General features: G+C 31.4%; 11 protein-coding genes. 3 read left to right on the top strand and 8 right to left on the bottom strand.

The annotated features are described in order from the left end of the window. Window positions 1-37: 37 nt before the first annotated feature. Window positions 38-622, bottom strand: a complete 585-nt coding sequence (locus ACUN3A_RS14725; protein ID WP_445552037.1) for an RNA polymerase sigma factor — start codon at window positions 620-622, stop codon at window positions 38-40. A gap of 316 nt (window positions 623-938) precedes the next feature. On the opposite strand from ACUN3A_RS14725, the gene uvrA reads away from it, so the two are divergent. After that, entirely contained in the window at window positions 939-3,734 is a 2,796-nt protein-coding gene (uvrA, locus tag ACUN3A_RS14720) for an excinuclease ABC subunit UvrA (protein WP_445552036.1), read from the top strand. A gap of 133 nt (window positions 3,735-3,867) precedes the next feature. On the opposite strand, the gene ACUN3A_RS14715 is transcribed toward uvrA, so the two are convergent. From ACUN3A_RS14715 to ACUN3A_RS14690, 6 genes are all read right to left on the bottom strand, one after another. Next, a complete protein-coding gene (locus ACUN3A_RS14715) occupies window positions 3,868-4,164 on the bottom strand; it encodes a hypothetical protein (protein ID WP_445552035.1) in 297 nt (98 codons plus the stop codon). A gap of 253 nt (window positions 4,165-4,417) precedes the next feature. Then, window positions 4,418-6,100 (bottom strand): mechanosensitive ion channel family protein, encoded by a 1,683-nt coding sequence (locus ACUN3A_RS14710; protein ID WP_445552034.1) that lies wholly within the window; start codon window positions 6,098-6,100, stop codon window positions 4,418-4,420. Between the two features lie 130 nt (window positions 6,101-6,230). Next, the gene (locus tag ACUN3A_RS14705) at window positions 6,231-7,733 is read right to left on the bottom strand and encodes an oligosaccharide flippase family protein (protein WP_445552033.1); all 1,503 of its coding nucleotides are present in this window, start codon (window positions 7,731-7,733) and stop codon (window positions 6,231-6,233) included. A 37-nt stretch (window positions 7,734-7,770) separates the two neighbouring features. Beyond that, the gene (locus tag ACUN3A_RS14700; protein WP_445552032.1) at window positions 7,771-9,066 is read right to left on the bottom strand and encodes a glycosyltransferase family 4 protein; all 1,296 of its coding nucleotides are present in this window, start codon (window positions 9,064-9,066) and stop codon (window positions 7,771-7,773) included. Window positions 9,067-9,111: 45 nt separating this feature from the next. Beyond that, window positions 9,112-11,529, bottom strand: a complete 2,418-nt coding sequence (locus ACUN3A_RS14695) for a YfhO family protein (RefSeq protein WP_445552031.1) — start codon at window positions 11,527-11,529, stop codon at window positions 9,112-9,114. Between the two features lie 223 nt (window positions 11,530-11,752). After that, window positions 11,753-12,037, bottom strand: coding sequence for a DUF4834 family protein (locus tag ACUN3A_RS14690; RefSeq protein WP_445552030.1), 285 nt, complete (start codon window positions 12,035-12,037; stop codon window positions 11,753-11,755). A gap of 387 nt (window positions 12,038-12,424) precedes the next feature. Here ACUN3A_RS14690 and ACUN3A_RS14685 point away from each other — a divergent pair, with 387 nt between their 5' ends. Together ACUN3A_RS14685 and ACUN3A_RS14680 are read left to right on the top strand one after the other, a co-directional pair. Then, window positions 12,425-14,326, top strand: coding sequence for a DEAD/DEAH box helicase (locus tag ACUN3A_RS14685; RefSeq protein ID WP_445552029.1), 1,902 nt, complete (start codon window positions 12,425-12,427; stop codon window positions 14,324-14,326). 192 nt (window positions 14,327-14,518) lie between these two features. Beyond that, window positions 14,519-15,286, top strand: a complete 768-nt coding sequence (locus ACUN3A_RS14680) for a carboxypeptidase-like regulatory domain-containing protein (protein ID WP_445552028.1) — start codon at window positions 14,519-14,521, stop codon at window positions 15,284-15,286. 320 nt (window positions 15,287-15,606) lie between these two features. On the opposite strand, the gene ACUN3A_RS14675 is transcribed toward ACUN3A_RS14680, so the two are convergent. Beyond that, window positions 15,607-16,272 (bottom strand): TrmH family RNA methyltransferase, encoded by a 666-nt coding sequence (locus tag ACUN3A_RS14675; RefSeq protein ID WP_445552027.1) that lies wholly within the window; start codon window positions 16,270-16,272, stop codon window positions 15,607-15,609. Window positions 16,273-16,317: the final 45 nt, after the last annotated feature.

The raw sequence follows: 16,317 nt of genomic DNA, 5'->3' as shown, positions 1-16,317 counted from the left end.
TATTTTATATTAGAACGTGAGAATCATACTCTTATTGTTAGTTGGTCAAAACAATTTGATGTTTATCTATAATTTTTCTCAAATTCATGATCGCATATCTCATTCTACCCAATGCTGTATTAATACTAACCCCTGTAGTTTCAGAAATTTCCTTAAAACTCATATCTTGATACATACGCATGATTAAAACTTCTTTTTGGTCTAAAGGGAGCTCTTCTACCAATCTACGAATATTATCCTCTACTTGGTCTGCAATAATTTGATTTTCGATAGTAAGGGAATCATCAGACATTATAGAAAAAATTGAAAATTCCTCTGTTTCTCTGAACATTGGCATTTTTTTTGATTTTCTAAAATGATCAATGATTAAATTATGCGCAATTCGCATAACCCAAGGCAAAAATTTACCTTCTTCGTTATAGGAATTTAATTTTAAGGTTTTGATTACTTTGATAAAAGTGTCTTGAAAAATATCATTGGATACCTCTTTGTCTAAAACTTTAGAATAGATGAATCCATATATTTTAGATTCATGTCTTCTGACTAATATTGATAATGCATTTTCATCACCACCTATATAATCTTTTACCAAGAAGGCATCTGATTTTTGTATACTTGCCATAGCAATTCCTTTTTAGATTTGTTAGTTATTTGGGAATATTTTCTAAAAAGTATTTTTTTTACTATAGGCTCTGAAGAGTTAATTAAGATTAAACATTTTCCAAATTTAACAAATTATTATCAAAAGAAACAAGAAAAATGAGTAGAAAAATTAATTAAAAAAAATAACCTATAAATTTCAACCCATTTCGTTACAGTTGCAAATAACAATATAAGATTTTACACAGCAAAACCAAATTAAATAAGTAAGCTTGATTATAATTGTTTAGAGATTCTCATATTAAAATTGAGTACTTTTGTGAAAATTCATTTTTAGTATGCCAGTTGATATTTCCAAACTCGATCCAAAGAAGAACATCATAATAAAAGGAGCACAAGTACATAACTTAAAAAATGTAGATGTCGCAATTCCTAGAAACAAACTCGTAGTTATTACAGGACTTTCTGGTTCTGGAAAATCCAGTTTAGCATTCGATACTTTATATGCCGAAGGGCAACGTCGTTATGTCGAAAGTTTATCTTCATATGCCAGACAATTCTTAGGGCGTTTAGACAAACCAAAAGTAGAATATATTAAAGGAATTGCTCCTGCTATTGCCATAGAACAAAAGGTTAACACAACCAATGCGCGTTCTACGGTAGGAACATCAACCGAAATTTACGATTATATCAAATTATTGTTTGCAAGAATTGGTAGAACCTATTCTCCAATTTCGGGGCAAGAAGTCAAAAAAAACACGGTTACTGATGTCGTTACAGCTGTCAAAAATCTTGAACTTGACAGCAAATGGTTACTCCTCGCTCCTATTCATCTCGAAGAAGGTAGACAATTAGAAGAAAAACTAAAAGTATTACTCCAACAAGGTTTTGCTAGGATTTTGGTAAATAATGAAATGGTTCGTTTGGATGATTTCACGACAACAGAACAACATTCATTAGATCATAAAGATATCTTACTCATTATTGACCGAATTATAGTTAAAGACGAAGAAGAATTCTATAACCGATTATCTGATGCGGTACAAACGGCTTTTTTTGAAGGAAAAGGAATTTGTTATTTACAAGAATTAAATTCAGATAAAAGGCTTTCATTTTCGAATAATTTTGAATTAGATAATATTACTTTCCTAGAACCTAATGTACATTTATTTAGTTTTAATAATCCTTATGGAGCTTGCCCTGCTTGTGAAGGATACGGAAATATTATAGGAATTGATAGTGATTTAGTTGTTCCAAACACTTCTCTTTCGGTATTTGAAAATGCTATATTTCCTTGGCGTGGAGAAAGTATGAGTTGGTTTCGGGACGAATTAGTAAATCATGCTTATAAATTTGATTTCCCAATTCACAAACCTTTCTTTCAACTTACAGAAGAACAAAAAGACATAATTTGGACAGGAAATAAATATTTCCAAGGATTGAATGACTTTTTTAAAGAACTTGAAGAGAAAAATTATAAAATTCAAAACCGAGTAATGCTTTCGCGTTATAGAGGAAAAACCAAATGTCATGTCTGCAAAGGAAAACGCTTAAGAGTTGAAGCTTCTTACGTAAAAATAAATGGAAAGACGGTTTCTGATTTAGTTGATTTACCTATTAAACATTTGGTTGAATTTTTCAAAAACATCAGTCTAGATGAATATGAAAAACAAATTGCTAAACGATTATTGATTGAAATCAACAATCGTCTATCTTTTTTATCTGAAGTTGGATTGAATTATTTGACTTTAAATAGAAACTCATCAACACTTTCCGGAGGAGAATCCCAGCGTATCAATTTGGCTACCTCACTAGGAAGTAGTCTTGTAGGATCTATGTATATTCTGGATGAGCCGAGTATTGGTTTACACCCAAAAGACACAGAGCGCTTGATAAAAGTTTTATTATCCTTACGTGATTTAGGCAATACAGTAATTGTTGTCGAACATGATGAAGATATTATGAAAGCTGCTGATATGATTATTGATATTGGTCCAGAAGCAGGAACTCAAGGTGGTAATCTTGTAGCTCAAGGCACGTATGAAGAAATCTTGAAGTCAAGCTCGTTAACCGCCAAATATCTGAATGGAGAACTAGAAATTAGTGTTCCAAAGAAAAGACGAACCTCTAAAAATTTCATTGAAATAAAAGGAGCCAGAGAGAATAATTTACAAAATATAGATGTAAAAATTCCTCTTGATGTTTTAACTGTAATTACGGGAGTTTCAGGTAGTGGAAAAAGTACACTTGTCAAAAAAATTCTTTTTCCAGCCATGCAAAAAAAGCTAGACAATGCGGGAGAGAAAGCAGGACAATTTAGCGAATTATCAGGTTCATTTTCACATATTAAACATATAGAATACGTAGATCAAAATCCGATAGGTAGAAGTTCAAGATCTAATCCTGTTACTTATATCAAAGCCTATGATGATATTCGAGAATTATATGCCAAAGAAAAACTTTCAAAAGTAAGAGGATACCAAGCCAAACATTTCTCTTTTAATGTGGATGGTGGAAGATGTGAAACATGTAAAGGTGAAGGTTCGATAAACGTAGAAATGGTTTTCATGGCCGATGTCCAATTGCCTTGTGAAACCTGTAACGGAAAACGTTTCAAAAAAGAAGTTTTAGAAGTAGCATTTGACGGTAAAAACATTCACGATATTTTAACGATGACAATTGATGATTCTATTGTTTTCTTTGAAAGAAATAAACAAACAAAAATCACACAAAAGCTGCAGCCTTTAAAAGATGTTGGTTTAGGTTATGTACAATTGGGACAATCGTCATCTACACTTTCAGGTGGTGAAGCGCAACGTATCAAACTCGCTTCTTTTTTGGTCAAAGGGACGATAAAAGAAAAAGCGCTGTTTGTCTTTGATGAACCAACAACTGGATTGCATTTTCATGATATTAAAAAACTAATGGCTTCTTTTGATGCTTTAATAGAAAAAGGACATTCTATTCTGGTAATAGAACATAATCTTGATTTAATTAAATGTGCCGATTGGGTAATTGATCTTGGTCCTGAAGGAGGAGAAAACGGTGGATTGTTATTAGCCAAAGGAACTCCCGAAGAAATCGTAAAAGACAAAAAATCAATTACAGCGAAATATTTAAAAGAAAAACTTTGAGAAAAGCTCAACAGATTCTTTTATAACTAAAAAGCCATGACATAATAACAGTCATGGCTTTTTCATTATCCCTTTTATATTGAATTAAATTTATGTTATGCTAATCAAAAAATAACTTATATTTTTAAAGAAATTAACCTAAATAACATTTTTGTTCAAAAATGACTCCTTCTTCATCTATTGCAATCAAAACCTTTTTATCTTTTGCCCTTACACGTGCCAAATACAACCAAGGTAACGACCACATCCCTAACGTTGCACAACAAATCAAAAAATTTAGACCATGGTCAATTTTTTTACCCTCTTTATAGAGGACCGTAAAAGGCGTTTTTTCATCTCGCTCAATTACAACAAAACCATTTTGAATTTTATTCGCAATAACCTTTGTAAATAAATTTAACTTATCTGGTTTAATAAAATAATTTTCCATTTCTAAATATTTAAATTAATAAAACATTAATTCTGACATTGAATTCCGCAAATTTAAACCTCTTTAAAGAACCACGCAATACCAACATTTAGTGATGCCTTTAACAAACATCTAACTACCAGTTACTTATAAAATAAATAATTCAAAATATGCTTAAAAAAACGTTAAATTTACAAAAATCAAATAATACTTAAAACTTTACTTACATTTAATTGAACAAATATTCAAATATTAACAAGTAATACATCATTAATTATGATTCCTTCGTAACATTAAAAGATGGGGAAGTATAATTTTTGTCAAGATAATCATTCGGAATAGTAGTTCTGTTTCCATCACGAAGAGAAGTATAATGTGACGACATAATTTCTAATCCTGCTTCATTGAAACAATCTTGAATGTTTTGATGAAGTTTTGAGTAAATAGACGGTTGTTGATTCGGATGTTTGGTATAAGCATTAATTTCATAAGAAACATAAAAGTCATTCAAACTAGTTTGCAAAACAAATGGAGCTGGCATTTTTTCAAGCGAATCCGTTCTCATAGCGGCAGCAATAAGAGCTTTATGGACATCAACCCAGGGCGTATCATAACCAATAGTAATTGTAGTGTGAATTAATAATCCATTAGAATTATCATTTGTATTTGCAGAATAATTAATCGAAGAACTTGACAAAACAGTAGCATTTGGAATTGTAATATCCTCTTGTTTTGGAGTTCGGACTCTAGTTACCAAAGGGCTCTTTTCTATAACGGTTCCAGTTACATCACCAATTTTTATAAAATCACCAATCTTAAATGGACGCATATATGTAATTACTAATCCTGCCACCATATTAGCAATCGCATTCGAAGAACCTAATGAAAATAAAACCCCAACAAATACAGACACACCCTGAAAAATTGGAGAATTGGATCCTGGCAAATACGGAAAAATTATTACTACCATAAAAGCATATACCAATACTTTCACAATATTAAAAGTTGGCATAGCCCAATCACTATAAAATCCATCAATTTTTATTTGACCTTTCTGAATTTCATCCACAAAAAATTTAATGATTTTTAAGATAAATCTAAATAAAACAACGATTACAGTTATTGAAAATAAATTAGGTAAGAAATGAACAAAACCCATTAAAGCTGCTTTGGCTGGGGAAAATATCCAATTTAAAAGAACTGATGCATAATTCTCAGTCTCAGGAAAAATACTAAAAATAGCAGGTAGTGATATGTAAAATATAAAAATTAGAAAAACTATATATATCACTTTAACTATCTTCAAAACAAACTCTAATTGTCTATCAGGCGATAAAACATTAGATTCTTTAATTTTAAATCCAGAAAAATAACGCTCTTTATTTTCGATGATTAAAAACCGCAACCATCTAAATAATTTATTAATTGTAAATACGATTAAAACGACAAAAGTAAGTAGTAAAAAAACAAGTCCGATTCGTTTTGCCCAATCTATAGTATCATTATTTTCTTTTTGAAAAAGTACTGCTTTTTGAATAATAGCAAGATTTTTTTGTGCCAAAGCAAAATCACTACTTCCCATTGTTCTTCCATCTAAATCAGTGACAGACATGACTAAAAAGTCTTTTTTGTATAAAACATCAACACTAATTTCAGATCTCGATAAATTCAATGAATCCTTACTAAAAAAAGGGTCTTTATACAATACTTCTATTCTGCTCGTTATCGCATTGGCACGATTTTGGGCATCAAATGAACCAATTTTATTGTAAATAAAAAACAAAGTATCTCTAAAAGGTGTTACAGGATACCCTTTTAAATTAGATTTTCCTTGAGGAAGAATATTTCTTTCTTTTTCAATATTATTTAAGCTTTTTTCAGATTGCTTTGTTTGTGAAGAAACAAGTATAGAACATCCAAAAAATAAATAAAGGAAAACTAATTTTAATTTTATCATGACTTATTTTTTTAGATTATCTATAAAACTTCTATTAATAAGAAACATTACTTACAAATATAAAAAAACTAAACGATAAATATCAATATTTAAAATAGTAAAACAATATCAATCAACAAAGTAACAAAAATTATTTATTTCTTTTAAATTTAAAAAATACCTTATCTAAAGTCTGATTTATTTCTGGCGAAACAACAAATTTATAGTTCATGTATGTGTATACAAAAGTTACCAAAAGAGATTTTAAACCTATCGCAACAAGTACTAAGATCGATCTTAAACCATTAGAAACAGACGAATTTACTGGAAACTCCCAAAAATAAAAGAGTAAAAAAACAATAAATGTTATTCCAATAGAGTGTAGCGTTTGTTTTGTAAATGGATACAAATGCATTCGTTTTACAACAAAAAGTAATTTAGCCAAACTATAACAGGTAATCGATAATAAAGTAGCAAATGCAGACCCTATAATTCCATATAAAGGAATAAAAATCATATTTAACACTACAGTTAAAATCACCAATCCAACTCCTAGAAACAATACGGCACGATAATACTTTGAATTAAAAATTATAGCATTATTATTACCTAAAATCAAATCAAAATATTTAGAAAGTCCAATCATAAAGACCACTATAATTCCGCCGCTATAATCTTTGGGAACCATTTCATACAACTGTTCGATATTAACAAAAATACAAAGCATTACAAATCCACCAACAATTTGGAGATTTATAGATGTCTTTTTATATAAATCATTCAGCTCATCATGTTTATTCTCGTGCATTAATTTAGCAGTAATTGGATATACAATTTGATGCATCGCACGACTTGGAACAGAAATTACCAAAGCTATATAAGTAGCAACCGAATAATAGGCGATATTTTCAATCTTCATATATTGGTTTAGCATTATTTTATCCCCATCCAAAAGCAAATTAGCTACACTTCCTGACAAAATAATATAGAAAGTATAAACCAAAATATCTTTTACATTCGCTGGTATAACAAATTGAAAAACAGGCTTTTTTATATAAAAAGCATAAAACATGGTAACAACCAAAGCCAATAAATAAATTCCTGCTGTAACATAAACGAATTGAACCACTGTAATCCAATTATAATAAACTCCGATTAAAGTAAATAATGAAAACAAGCGCAAACCTACTTCTTTAATAAAATTACCAAAAACGGAATGCATGTGAACTCTTGCCCAAGCATAAAATATTTCGAAATAGGCCATACATATACCAATGAATGGAATAAGTAAAATAAATGTTTTAACAACTGGATTTTTCTTTGAAACAAATGTCAAAATATCATCAAAGAAGAAAATACCAATTATTGCCAATGGTATACACATCAATAACGGGAATAAAACCGTAAATGATAAAAACTGTGAGCGCTCTTTTTCAGTTTGATATTGAGCATAAAATTTAACTAAAGTATTTTGCATTCCAATAGCAAATAAAGGCATAATTACATTGGCCGCAGAAAGAATATAATTAGTTAATGCATAATAGGTTGCTCCAAGAAAAATGGGATACAAATACAGCGTATTTACAGCTCCAATTCCAAAACCGATATAAGTTATTATAGTATTTTTTAAAGACTGTTTTAATACGATGCCCATTAATAGGAAGTTTGATGTTTAAAGTAGGAATTCCTTATTATTTTGAATTAATCAATTGAACCAATTCTTTGGTCAAATTTTTTCTAGAATATTTTTGCAAACCTACACCATAGGATTGTAATTTCCCTTCTAAAAATTGATTATAATACAATATGATAGTGCTTTTTAATTTTTCTTTCTCCGTATAATCAAAAAAAACACCTGTATTTGTTTCTGTAATAATTTCGGCAAAATCAGAATCTTTTGGCCCAATAGCCATAATAGGTCTATTGGAAACCATATATTCAAATAATTTTCCTGGGATAATACTTTTAGTTTCTTCCGAATTTATTTCGATAAGTAATAAAACTTGAGAGTTTCTTTGATGCTCTACTGCCTCTGAATGGGAAACATAACCCAGATTATTCAGATATGAATCCAACTTAAATTGCGAAATAGTATCTAATACTTCTTGACTAACAGCGCCTATTAATTTCAATTCCAGGTGCGTTTTAAAATCTGGAATTTCTTGAATTAATTCAATTAAAGACTCCCATAAAATAACAGGATTTCGTTCTGACAGAAACGAACCAATATGTGCCAAACTAAACTTAGCATCAAGTGCTACTTTTGTTACTGGTTCATTATCATACCCATTAGTAATGACAGTTATCGGTTTATTAGTAATAGCTGTAAATTCAGTTTTTGTGGTCTTGCTGGTAACAATAACATTATCGGCAGTATTTAGCACTCTAAATTCTAATGCTTTGTGTCTTCTTTCGGCCCTAGTAGATAAACGTAATGATTTATGATATCCGATAGTCGTCCAAGGATCACGAAAATCGGCAAACCAAGTTAGTTTTAATTTTTGCTTCAAAACCAATCCAATCAAATGTAAACTATGTGGAGGCCCAGAAGTAATAACAATATCAATTTTATTTTCGATAATGTATTTCTCCAAATATTCAACAGATGGTTTTACCCAAAAAACACGTGCGTCCGGAATAAAGAGATTACCACGTATCCATAATAAACACTTATCCAAGAAAGTCTGTTTCTTCTTATTAGGAATAATTCCAGAGCTGATTTTTTTTGTTTTGTTTTTGGAAAAAAAAGAAGCTAATTGGTAAGGTTCAAATATTTTATTTTTTAAAATAATTACCTTCTCCGAAACTTCCTTTTCCAGATTGACATCAACTATTGGATAAGTTGGATTTTCTGGAATATAAACAACAGGCTGAATATCAAAATCAGGTAAATATTTAGCAAATTTAAGCCAACGCTGTACTCCTGGTCCTCCTGCTGGCGGCCAATAATACGTTATAATGAGTATTTTTTTTGATTCAGGTTTCAATTTTTTATTTTGTTGATTATACTAAAAACACACAGTAGTGCATCTTTACAATGCTTCTTTCCTTTTCTTTCTATCAACATATATTCCACCTCCCAAAAGCAGTAGCATTCCGATACAACTAATTAAAGTAATTGTACCTCCCGTTTTCACAACTTGAGGATCAAACTTAAACTCAATACTATGCTTTCCTGCTGGAACAACAACCGCTCTTAAAGTATAATCGGCTCTCATAATAGGAGTTTCTTTACCATCTATAAGTGCTTTCCACCCTTTTTCATAATACATCTCAGAGAAAACTGCTAAGCCTTCACTAGAATTATTAGAGGTATATTTTAAATTATTAGATTGATATGAATCTAAGGTAATTGTTGCAGTACTATCTTTAGCGAAAGCTCTATTTTTAATAGATTGAAATTCATTTTCATTAACAATTGCTACTTGTTTTGAATCAATTTTATCTAAAGCTTTCATCTCTTCATCCGCATTTTTTACCATTTCTACTTTGCTCACAAACCAAGCATTTCCATTGGCATCTGGATTTATAATTGGAGATTCTTTTCCTTCCTTATCTGTTTGAATAACATATTTCACATTCAACATATTAAGGATTTCCATATTGTTTTTAGCAATTTGATAATCAAATAATTGTTGAATTCGTTTTGGTCGAACAGCACTATATCCTCCTATAGCTTTATGAAAATATGAAGTTCTTGCTTGCATCAAACCCTGAACATCGAACACACGATAATTAGTAGGGTCTTCTAGAATCTTAGCATCTGTTGGCGTTTCTTGGAAAGGAACTTCTACATCTCTAGCATTTACAAAGTCTTTGTTTGATACATAATTTTTATCCACAAAGAATAAATCAGAAACCATAAATAAACCTACCAAAATAATAGCTGTATTTTGGGCTATTTTGTTTTTAATAAATAACCACAGAACACCCGCAGAAATTAAAATAAAAAATCCTGATCGCAATAAATCGGCACTATACAATGATTTTCTATCTGCAACTAAAGCGTCTACAAAACTTGGTCCGTAATTTTGAAGAAAATAACTATCATTAGCAGTTGAAAAACTAAATAACGATTTAGATAAAAATAAAACTATAACCAGCCCTAAACCAATAGCTCCTGATTGCAATAATGGTTTTAATTGTTTTTCTTTCTCTAATTTAAAAAAAGATTGCAATCCCATAATGGCCAATACAGGAAAACACAATTCCAAAACCACCTGAATAGACGAAACTGCTCTAAACTTATCATACATTGGAATATAATCAATGCAAAAATTTGTAAGTGCAGGGAAATTTTTACCCCAAGAAAGCATTAATGATATAAATGCTCCACCTAAGAAAGCATATTTAATTTTTCTTTCATCAGTAAATAAAGCCAAAATTCCTAAAAAGAAAACTACTGCTCCAATATAAGCTGGTGCTGATACTATAGGCTGATCTCCCCAATAAGTAGGCATACTATTTGTAAAATCGGTAGCTTGCGACTCAGGAACACCTTGCGAAATCATAAACTCAAACATACTACTATCTGTTCCTAACTTTTCGTTGTTAGAACCTCCAAATAATCTTGGTGCAATCAAATTAAAACTTTCAGCAATACCATAACTATATTCAGTAATATAATCACGAGTCATGGCTAAATCTGTAGTACTTTTAGAACCATCAGGATTAAAACTTAAATCGCTTTTTCCTCGAATACTAAAATTGGCATATTCGGCTGTCGCCAATAAATTACCTGCATTAGCACCAATGGCAAATATTCCTGCAACAAGAAGTGTCCCAAAAGAGATTAGTAGCGATTTATATTCTTTTGATTTAATTCCCTCATAAATAAAATAACCTGCAAGAATCAACAATAATATCAATAAATAAAAGGTCATCTGAAAGTGATTTGCATTCAATTCCAATGCTCCTGCAAACATTATAAGCAAACCACCCCAAATATATTTTCGTTGAAAAACCATTATAAAACCAGCAACTACCATTGGCATATAAGCAATTGCATGCGCTTTGGCATTATGACCAACTCCTAATATAATGATTAAATAAGTAGAAAACCCAAAAGCGACTGCTCCAAAAAAAGCTTTTAAAGGATCCGCTTTTAAAACTAACATCAAAATGTAGAAACTCAAAAAGTATAAAAATAAATAATCAGCTGGTCTAGGTAAAAAACGTAAAACGTCATCAATAGCTCCTACATAATCATGAGGATATTTAGCACCCAATTGATAAGTTGGCATTCCTCCAAAAGCTGAGTTTGTCCAATATGGCTCTTCGTGATAAGTAGCTCTAAAGTCATTTTGTTCTTTGGCCATTCCCGTATATTGGGCTATGTCCGATTGAAAAATTTGTTTTCCTTGTAATACTGGGAAAAAATAAAGAGTAGAAACGAGAACAAAACCAAGAATGGCAAGTGCGTGCGGAAAGAACTTTTGAAGTTGCTTCATTATATAAGTTTAGATTTTAGATTGAGGATTAACGATTTTTGATTTCAGATTTTAGTCCCGAAATTTCGAGAGAAATTTTTAGATTAACAATATTAAGTATAAATGATTTTAGATTACGCGATGAAAACTAAATTATTTTCTTTAAGAGGTTCAAGACTTCTAAAATGCTTCGCCAATTCGCTATCGCTCGGGTCAAAAATCGTTAATCAAAAATCTCAATTCATCAATCGATTTCTTCATAATCAACATAATCCCCTACTTTTTTGGTTTCGCGAGGATTTTTACTATTGGCTGTATCAATTATAATTTCATTATTATTAGACGTTTTTCGCCAAGAAGATTGCTGTTGGTATTGTTGGTGCTGTTGCTGAAAATTTTGCCCCGCTTTTTCCACTACCTTTTTTACTGCTAAAGGCAAAAACAATCGAAATAAGAATTTAAATATATAATAGAACGCTATAAAGAAAAATATCGTTTCTATAACTCCCGAAAAAGAGGCTGTTTGCATAATCAAATAATTTTTATGCAAAATTAATAAATCAATATTGAAACTTTGAAGCAATTTAAAAATATCATTCTTAAAGAAATGATAAAAAACAGTCATAGTCTCAAAAAAATCAATAAAACACACATTACCAACAGTCCTGAATTTTATTTTATCAGAAAATTCAAAAAACACCATACAACTTAAAAACAGTTTTTAGCTTTATTTTTTTAACAAAAACACCCGAATCAAGACGTAATTTCACATCGAAAACGAATTTTTAAATTCAAAAAGTTAAATTAAAATCATAACAAATTGATTTTCAAAACATAATAAAAAGCCAATTCTTAAAATTGCATTAGTTTTTATGAATAATAAACAGTAATTTTGCACCCTATTTTAAAAATACATATGAATAAATTTGAACAATTAGGATTGAGCGAATCGTTACTGAAGGCGATTTTAGATCTAGGATTTGAGAATCCGACCGAAGTACAGGAGAAAGCGATTCCCCTATTATTGGAAAAAGACACAGATTTAGTTGCGTTGGCTCAGACAGGGACAGGGAAAACGGCAGCATTTGGTTTTCCAGTTATTCAGAAAATTGATGCCAACAATAGAAATACGCAAGCATTGATTTTATCTCCAACACGTGAATTGTGTTTGCAGATTACCAACGAACTTAAAAACTACTCTAAATACGAAAAAGGTATTAATGTGGTAGCAGTTTACGGTGGGGCTAGCATTACAGAACAAGCGAGAGACATTAAAAGAGGCGCACAAATTATAGTAGCGACTCCAGGCAGAATGCAAGATATGATTAACAGAGGATTGGTAAACATCTCTCAGATTAACTATTGCATCCTTGACGAAGCAGACGAAATGTTAAACATGGGTTTCTACGAAGATATCGTAAACATCCTTTCTACTACGCCTGACGAAAAAAGCACATGGTTGTTTTCTGCAACTATGCCTGCTGAAGTAGCACGAATTGGAAAACAATTCATGACTGACCCAATTGAAATTACTGTAGGTGCAAAAAACTCTGGTTCAGCTACTGTATCACACGAATTTTACTTAGTAAATGCTCGTGACCGTTACGAAGCTTTGAAAAGATTAGCTGATGCTAATCCAGACATTTTCTCAGTAGTTTTCTGTAGAACAAAACGTGACACACAAGCTGTTGCCGAGAAATTGATCGAAGACGGATACAGCGCTGCTGCATTGCACGGAGATTTATCTCAAGCGCAACGTGATGGTGTAATGAAATCTTTTAGAGGAAGACAAATCCAAATGCTTGTTGCGACTGACGTTGCTGCTCGTGGAATTGACGTTGACAACGTAACTCACGTAGTAAACTATCAATTACCTGACGAAATCGAAACTTACAATCACCGTTCAGGTCGTACTGGTCGTGCTGGTAAATTAGGTACTTCTATCGTAATTGTTACTAAAAGTGAATTACGCAAGATTTCTTCTATCGAAAGAATCATCAAACAAAAATTCGAAGAAAAAACAATCCCTTCTGGAATTGAAATCTGCGAAATTCAATTGTTACACTTAGCTACTAAAATTAAAGATACTGAAGTTGATCACGAAATTGACAACTACTTACCAGCTATCAATGATGTTTTAGAAGGTTTATCAAAAGAAGAATTAATCAAGAAAATGGTTTCTGTTGAATTTAACCGTTTTATTGCTTATTACAAGAAAAACAGAGATATCTCTAACCAATCTTCAGACAGACGTGAGCGTGATGATAGAGATGGTGCTCCAAGAGAAAACAATAATGGTGGTGCTACAAGATACTTTGTAAATATTGGATCTAGAGACAACTTCGATTGGATGTCATTAAAAGATTACTTGAAAGAAACATTAGACTTAGGTCGTGATGACGTATTCAAAGTTGATGTAAAAGAAGGTTTCTCTTTCTTTAACACTGACCCAGAACACACTGACAAAGTAATGGAAATATTGAACAACGTACAATTAGAAGGACGTCGTATCAATGTTGAAATCTCTAAAAATGACGGTGGTGGAAGACGCGATCACAACGGAAGAAATTCTGGTGGTGGATTTGGCGGAAGAAGCTCAGCTCCAAGAAGAGAAGGAAGTTTTGCTCCAAGAAGAGAAGGTTCTGGTGGCGGCGGATTTAGAAGCGATAGAAATTCTGCTCCTAGAGAAGGTGGTTTCAGATCTGAAAGAAGTTCATCTGCTCCAAGAAGAGAAGGTGGTTCTTCAGAAAGACCAGCAAGACGTTCTGAAAGTTTTGGTGGTGATTCATCAAGACCAAGAAGACCAAGAAGAGACTAATACAATTAGTATTTCTAAATATAAATCTCCCTTAATCGGGAGATTTTTTTTTTGACATAACATCAATAATTAACTATAAAAACATAAATTCGTTTGCGTAAATAATCTCAGATTGTTAATTTTCTTATAATTCTAATCGAACCATATAATATTTAATACCGTTTTATTACTTTTAAACCTTTAAACCGATTTATGAAATATTTTATACTTTTTTTATTTTTAATTACCTCTTTAAATTCAGTAGCCCAAAAAGCTGAAGCGCCTATAAAAATATCTGGTACGATTATCAGTGACAATACTGGCGTTCCATTAGTTGGAGTTAACATTATCAATATCAACCAAGTAACAGGAACCACAACAGATAGTAATGGTAATTTCGAACTTCCAGTTACTCAAAGTGATACACTACATATTACTCTTCTTGGCTACGAATCACTACGCGTTCGTGTAACTAATGACTGGATTAAAAACAAAAAAACGACAATTCAGTTAACACAAAAAGCAATTGAACTAGACGAAGTAGTAATCAACAAATACTACCTAACCGGTTATCTAGAAATTGACTCCAAATTAATCCCTACAAAAAAAGATTATCGTTATAGTATTTCAGGCTTAGGCCAAGGTTATGAAGCAGGACAATACGCTCCAGAGGCCTTTGGAAAAGTATTAGGTTCCATCTTTAACCCTGCAGATATGCTTTATAATTTCTTCGGAAAAAGACCCCAGCAACTCAAAAAACTTCGAGAATTACGAAAAGATGATACCGTGAGAAACTTATTGGAAACCAAATACGATCGAGAAACCATCTCCTTACTACTAGGAGTCTCACAAGATGAAATTGGTGAAATCTTAGAACGCTGCAGTTATTCCGAAGCTTTCGTTAAAACTGCCACCGACCTTCAAATCATGGATGCCATAAGCAGTTGTTATGAACAATATAAAATATTGAAGAAAAAATAAAATCACTGTCCATTATATAACTTTTAGTAGTTTACAAATTATTTGGGCGTGCCACCATAAAGAAAAGAGACCAATTCATCGCAACGGTGAATCGGTCTCTTTTCTTTATGGTGGCGGGCTATACGCGTTACTTCGGTAACTTGCTTCTATCCCTCACGCATCACAACATTATAAATATAATATCAATGACAATTTCAATGGCAATGACAATAAAAAAATTAGAAATATTTATAAATAACAAACTCCTATCTAAATTTTGAAATTTGTTTATTTTAAATTGAAATTTGCTATTGCAATTGTATTGTCATTGCCATTGAAATTTATTTCTGAGCATTTTCCTCAAAATACCTTGCTTCAATTCTTTTAATATCCTTGATAGATTTCTTAGCCCAATCCAATCTTTTCACCAGAATTTCTTCTTCTGTCAATTGCCAATTGATTTCCGAATTACGCAAACGATTCGTTAGATTCTGAATAATAATCGCCGCCGAAACCGAAATATTCAAACTCTCGGTAAAACCCACCATTGGAATTTTAAGAAAACCATCTGCTTTACTAATAATCTCCTCTGACAAACCATCCCTTTCAGTACCAAAAAATAAGGCACTTGGCTTCGAAATATCAAAATCCTCTAACAAACAATCATTCTCATGCGGGGTAGTTGCAATAATCTGATATCCTTTACCTTTCAAAGTATCAATACAATTTGTAACACTATCGTAAGTACTAATATCAACCCATTTTTGAGCTCCCATCGCAATTTCTTTATCGATTCGTTTTCCGTAACGTTCCTCAATCACATGTAATTCCTGAATTCCAAAAACCTCACAACTACGCATCACAGCACTTGCATTATGCATTTGAAAAACGTCTTCCACAGCAATTGTAAAATGTTTAGTACGGGTTTTAAGAACATTCAAAAATCTTTCTTTTCGATTATCCGTTAATATATTTTCAAGAAATTCGAGGTAATCTAAATCAATCATTGCAGTATTTTTTTTTTGCTAAAATACTAAAAAAGACTAGTTTTA

Source organism: Flavobacterium sp. WC2509 (assembly GCF_052683105.1).
This window is presented reverse-complemented; position numbering and strand designations above follow the sequence as displayed.

Coding starts and splice junctions, on each gene's coding strand:
- ACUN3A_RS14715 (WP_445552035.1), bottom strand. CDS start 4,164: ATGGAAAATTATTTTATTAAACCAGATAAGTTAAATTTATTTACAAAG.
- ACUN3A_RS14710 (WP_445552034.1), bottom strand. CDS start 6,100: ATGATAAAATTAAAATTAGTTTTCCTTTATTTATTTTTTGGATGTTCT.
- ACUN3A_RS14695 (WP_445552031.1), bottom strand. CDS start 11,529: ATGAAGCAACTTCAAAAGTTCTTTCCGCACGCACTTGCCATTCTTGGT.
- ACUN3A_RS14690 (WP_445552030.1), bottom strand. CDS start 12,037: ATGCAAACAGCCTCTTTTTCGGGAGTTATAGAAACGATATTTTTCTTT.
- uvrA (WP_445552036.1), top strand. CDS start 939: ATGCCAGTTGATATTTCCAAACTCGATCCAAAGAAGAACATCATAATA.
- ACUN3A_RS14675 (WP_445552027.1), bottom strand. CDS start 16,272: ATGATTGATTTAGATTACCTCGAATTTCTTGAAAATATATTAACGGAT.
- ACUN3A_RS14725 (WP_445552037.1), bottom strand. CDS start 622: ATGGCAAGTATACAAAAATCAGATGCCTTCTTGGTAAAAGATTATATA.
- ACUN3A_RS14705 (WP_445552033.1), bottom strand. CDS start 7,733: ATGGGCATCGTATTAAAACAGTCTTTAAAAAATACTATAATAACTTAT.
- ACUN3A_RS14685 (WP_445552029.1), top strand. CDS start 12,425: ATGAATAAATTTGAACAATTAGGATTGAGCGAATCGTTACTGAAGGCG.
- ACUN3A_RS14680 (WP_445552028.1), top strand. CDS start 14,519: ATGAAATATTTTATACTTTTTTTATTTTTAATTACCTCTTTAAATTCA.